Genomic DNA, 4539 nt, shown 5'->3' with positions numbered 1-4539 from the left:
CCAAATCACACAGCATACACAGTTTGAACTGGACGAGTGGTTCAGGATGCAAGGATGCAGTGCAGTAGGACGCTATTTGTCGTCAGCCATCTTGAGGTCGTCCATGACCTGACAGAAAGTAAGCGCCGTATAGACGCTCATGACTGTAAGAGCAATAAACAGATGAGGTAGCGAGCCAACCACAGGAAGGTTGAGACCCGAACCGCCGATAAGAAGAGCACTCATCCCAGAGACAGCAAGGTAGTATGTTCCCCACGGACGGCCAGTGGTGGAAGTATCGTCGTCGGTATCGTCTTCCGGTTTCTCAAGGTACTTGATGAGTTCGTCTGCGAGTAGATTCTTCTTGACGATGCCTCGGCTTTGGTTATACTCAATAACACCCTGTTCGTCTAGCTTCGGCAGGTGTGCTTGATACAGAGCGATGTACACACGCTGGCGCTGGTCGGACATAAGCGCCTGCACCGTCGTATCGTGTTCCCACGCAGCGACTTGTTCTGCGATATCTCGCATTTGAACTGAGCCTTCACAGTCACGCAAGTATTTGAGCACGTTTCGACGGCGTTCATTCTGAAGAAGATGGTATATCTCGTCCTTTCCGAGTTCTTGTTTCTGCTCGTCCGTGGTCACTTGTTGGTCGATGAGCGAATTGTCAGGACTGTTGACCTGGGTGGACATTCTCGCTCCAACCGTTATTTCGACCCCAAATAAATCGCGGACTTCGTTCCGGATAGTCCGAACTGTTGTGAACCGTTTAGCACATCACTAAGGGAATCCCATCAGTTTAGCAACTGTTTCAGGCGGTTTAACCACACATAATCAGCAGACATCACGATTGTCTGATTTCAAACATATGTCTGACAGAGAGGTCGAGAGCCTCACTGAAGTTCACCCATGTACGGTCATGAAGTAAGAAACACCCAACGACCAACAACCATCTCACCTCGCTCCGGCAACCACCTCACGCGTGCTATCAGTGTCAGACTGGGCCTCCTCATCGAGCGCTTTCGTCAACTCCAGCACTCGGAGCCCCTGCTCTCCGTCGACGACCGGTTTTGAACCCGTCTTCGCGGCGTTAGCGAACGACCGAAGCTCACTCATCAGAGGTTCGGCCTGATCGACGTTCAGCGTCTCGACGAGATTCTTATGACGGTGACGGACGGGCGACCCACCGTCGATATGCGTGGGAACCGACGAACGGTGAATCTCGATATTCTGGTCGATGTAGTCCACCTTCACTCGGCACTCTGCCGCAGAGATGGTGAGAGTTCTGACTTTCTCTTGGGTGACGCGACTCGTCGTGAGCGACGCCGTCACCCCGGAATCGAACCGGAGGTTCGCGTTGGCGTAACGGCAGTCGGGCGTTCCGACCGCGTTATACGAATCGACTTCGCTGTCGACAATATCCAAGACGATATCGAGGTCGTGAATCATCAGGTCCATGATGACCGTGTCGTCGATGGCACGGTCAATCGGCGGACCGAGTCGTTCAGTCGAGATGCCGCGGATTGTGAGTTCACCGGCGAAATCACGGAGGACCTGTACTGCGGGGTTGAACCGTTCGATATGCCCGACCTGCAATACGAGGTTACGGTTATCTGCAATATCGATGAGTTCCTGTCCATTAGCAGGGTCGTCGACAAACGGCTTCTCGACGAGGACGTGAACGTCCGATTCGAGTGCACGCTTGGCGTTCTGATAATGGAACTGCGTCGGGACGGCGACCGAAACGACATCCGCCGTGTCGAGGAGGTCTTCCATCGAACAAGCGGTTGTCTCGTAGTTGTCGGCCACGGCTTCAGCACGGTCATTGTCGACATCGAAGACGCCGACGAGATTCGTCTCCGACAGTTCGTCGTACACGCGAGCGTGGTTTTGGCCCATGCTTCCAACGCCGATGACACCGGCGTTCACGGTATTGTTAGTCATTGGTCACCTCCATCGTGGAACGAGAAGCGTCTGCGGGCGGAGTGATAGTTACCTCATCCCGGAGAACGGTCCCAACCCGTTCGATTTGATCCGTACTGAGGGCAGGGTGGACTGGAATCGAAAGCGCCTGCTCGGAAACCTGTTCTGCGACGGGCACACTCGCGTCTACGTCGTCGTAGGCAGGTTGGTTGTGGATACAGCGCGGATAATAGATTCCGTACCCGACACCGTATTCGTCGAGTTGTTCAGTCACTGAATCGCGGTTATCCACGCGAATCGTGTACTGGTGGTAGGAGTGCTGGTAGCCATCGGGAACCGTCGGTGTGACAGCCGCCGTCTCCGCAAGGAACTCATCGAGACGTGCCGCATTTTCACGGCGAGCCTCGACGAACCCGGGAAGTCGGTCGAGCTGAGACCGACCCATGGCGGCGGCGATGCTCGTCATTCGGAAGTTGTGGCCGAGCGAGACGTGCCGGTAGCCGTCGGACTCGCGGCCGTGGTTGATGAAACTTGCCGCACGTGCTGCGATGTCTTCGTCGTCGGTAGTGACCATACCACCTTCGCCGGTGGTCATGTTCTTCGTCGGGTAGAACGAGAAGCTCGCAACATCACCAAGCGAACCGACCGGCGTGTCGAAGTACATCGCACCGTGTGCCTGTGCCGCGTCCTCGACGATAGTCACGTCGTACTCATCAGCGATGGTACGGAGTCTGTCCATCGGGGCTGGCAGGCCGTAGAGGTGGACAACGACCATTGCCTCAACGTCGCCATCGAGGGATTCGAGTGTCTCCTCGACGTGGTCAGGGTCAACGTTGAATGTGTCAGGGTCGATGTCCGCGAACACCGGTTCCGCTCCCGTAAAGCGAATTGCGTTCGCCGTTGCAACAAACGAGAAGGGTGTCGTGAGGACCCTGTCGCCGGGACCGACGCCAACGGCTTCGAGAGCCGTGTGTAGCGCAGTGGTTCCGTTCGACGTGGCGACGCCGTGGTCAGCGCCGCAGTATTCCGTGAATTCAGCTTCGAACTCACGAACTTCGGGACCGTCTGCAATCATTCCCGACTCAACGACCGACTCGATACGCGTGAGCTCTTCGTCGCCGAGAATCGGATTGGCGATGTGGATGTCTTCGCTCATCGGTCACTCTCATCGACGATGTTCGATTTCATCGCGTCACAGTAGGACAACGGCTTGTCATCGGCCTGGGTTCGGTGTGTACCTCTCATAGTAGTCGTGCGGTCCAAATGCCGCTGTATGAGGGCAGACGCTATCACTGCATTATTATGAGTCAGATAAGCTATCTCAAACACGAACTAGGTTGATTCCGACCGCTCACGGGGGTGAGACACCCGGGTTTTATTTTTATAGGTTCCGTAGCGGCACGTGTCAATGGCACCATCGTGGGGGCCGAGTGGTCCAGGCGACACTGGAGAAGACGCTGGTCCAACACTCGACGACAGACCTGGTCTCGGTGGCGTTACCGAGACACGGCGCCGCAACACCATCGTTTCATTGGTCAACAACCGCCATCAGTCACCATACACAATTGGCGAACTGACTGTCGACCTCGCAGCGTGGTTCCGAGACGAGACCGATGGGATGGTCCCCACCGACGAGGAGATTCATAGTATCCTCTATGATTTTGACCTTCCTCATCTCGACTCGACGAACCAAGTGGTATTCGACCGAGAGACAGGCTGCGTCTGCTCGATGAACACGAGCGACCGAACCGCAGGGAAGACGTTCGACGAAGAGACGGCCGAAACTAAATGCACTACTGAGACAGCCACCAACGGAGACGGGGGCTCCGAGGTGGATATATTGAACACAGAGCGTGTTCAGTTGTCGGTAAAACAACTGGTGAACTTCAGCGTCTTGCTCTTCGGGGTGATGTGTACCGCCATTACCGCATCGAGTTCGAGTCCCTTCGATACGCCCTGTACACTTGTTCCTGCAGTGCTTGTCGTCTGTTTTTTCGGCTACCGCGGAGCCACTTACTAGTGGCACCATTTGAAACCCGCCGATGGCACACTTAAGACAGAACGTTCCACGAGCGGGCCGTATAACAGTTGCACCCCCGCTTATGGCACCAGTAAATGTGAACTAACTACCATATAAGGAAATGGTGAAAAAGCCAACAAATTATCATGAATGACTCAGAGATAACTGCGCGTATCGACCCACAAGCCGATAGTCCCGGGAGGAAAGAATAAGCCCATGTTCACAGGACAGTTCGTCCCCGTGAGCGCCGTGTTCGTCGGGCTTGCCGTGGTCACGTCGGGACTGGGGCACGCGAGTCAAATCAGCCTCTCACTGGTGTGGGCGCGACGGTTCGTTTTCCTCTTTCTACTCTGTGGGACGATAACCCTCACGCTCTGATAGTCCGCCGTAGTGTTCGAGACGGCCGCGTTCGTGTCGGTCACATTTGCGGCCAACCATCGAACCACATTGTTACGCGTTGGGGTTAGCATCAACCAGGGAATACACGGTAGGTGACGTAGAACGAAGTCGAGAAAGCGAACGGTTCGCGTGTCCCGCAGTCACGTCTCGCGGTTCTGTGGGAGGACGACACATTTTCCGGGGCCGAGTCGATGTCGTTCGATGCGACCCTGTGT

The 4539-nt window shown here is 55.4% G+C and carries 5 protein-coding genes; 2 read left to right on the top strand and 3 right to left on the bottom strand.

What is annotated here, in order from left to right:
* Window positions 1-72: 72 nt before the first annotated feature.
* The 3 genes from QT222_RS05880 to QT222_RS05870 all read right to left on the bottom strand — a co-directional run bounded on the left by QT222_RS05880 (window position 73) and on the right by QT222_RS05870 (window position 3061).
* Window positions 73-675, bottom strand: coding sequence for a DUF7344 domain-containing protein (locus tag QT222_RS05880; RefSeq protein ID WP_491476612.1), 603 nt, complete (start codon window positions 673-675; stop codon window positions 73-75).
* Between the two features lie 261 nt (window positions 676-936).
* On the bottom strand, window positions 937-1926 hold the full coding sequence (locus QT222_RS05875; protein WP_004060973.1) for a Gfo/Idh/MocA family protein: 990 nt from the start codon (window positions 1924-1926) through the stop codon (window positions 937-939).
* Complete coding sequence (locus QT222_RS05870; protein ID WP_004060972.1) at window positions 1919-3061, bottom strand: DegT/DnrJ/EryC1/StrS family aminotransferase; 1143 nt, start codon at window positions 3059-3061, stop codon at window positions 1919-1921. The genes QT222_RS05875 and QT222_RS05870 overlap by 8 nt, the downstream gene beginning before the upstream one ends.
* Window positions 3062-3313: 252 nt before the next feature.
* On the opposite strand from QT222_RS05870, the gene QT222_RS05865 reads away from it, so the two are divergent.
* Window positions 3314-3925: a DUF7344 domain-containing protein gene (locus QT222_RS05865; RefSeq protein ID WP_004060971.1), complete on the top strand. Its 612-nt coding sequence runs from the start codon at window positions 3314-3316 to the stop codon at window positions 3923-3925.
* 216 nt (window positions 3926-4141) lie between these two features.
* Complete coding sequence (locus tag QT222_RS05860; RefSeq protein WP_155844701.1) at window positions 4142-4303, top strand: hypothetical protein; 162 nt, start codon at window positions 4142-4144, stop codon at window positions 4301-4303.
* Window positions 4304-4539: the final 236 nt, after the last annotated feature.

It is taken from the genome of Haloferax sp. s1 (genome assembly GCF_058382125.1).
The sequence above is the reverse complement of the archived record's forward strand: the minus strand, read 5'-3'. Positions and strand labels throughout refer to the sequence as shown.